We start from the raw sequence: 369 nt of genomic DNA on the forward strand, positions 1-369 counted from the left end.
CCGCGGCTTCGGTTTTTTTATGGGTGTTCGTCATTGCCGCCGACTGGCATTGATCGCCACAGTCGTCGACCGGGAATCGGAGGCTGCGTTCAACCAGGCCTTCAAGCGCCGAATCGCATAAAATTCCCTGCATGCACGGCGAGCAAAAAACAAGAACAGCCGTCCCACTTTCATCGACTGGAGACCCATGAAAAAGCTCATCAACGACGTTTCGCAAGTAGTGCCCGACATGCTCAACGGCCTGGTCGCGCTCAATCCCCATCTGGCGCTGTTGCAAGGCAAGACCATCGTGGTGCGGGCCGATGCGGCGCAGGCGGCGGGACGCGGCGAAGTGGCATTGATTTCGGGCGGCGGCGCCGGCCATGAAAC

Annotated in this window: 1 pseudogene; it reads left to right on the top strand. The window is 59.6% G+C overall.

What is annotated here, in order from left to right:
* Window positions 1–187: 187 nt before the first annotated feature.
* Window positions 188–369, top strand: a pseudogene (locus tag HLUSI_RS26660) (dihydroxyacetone kinase subunit DhaK); the annotation flags it as partial.

It is taken from the genome of Herbaspirillum lusitanum P6-12 (assembly GCF_000256565.1).
GTDB lineage: Bacteria > Pseudomonadota > Gammaproteobacteria > Burkholderiales > Burkholderiaceae_D > Herbaspirillum > Herbaspirillum lusitanum.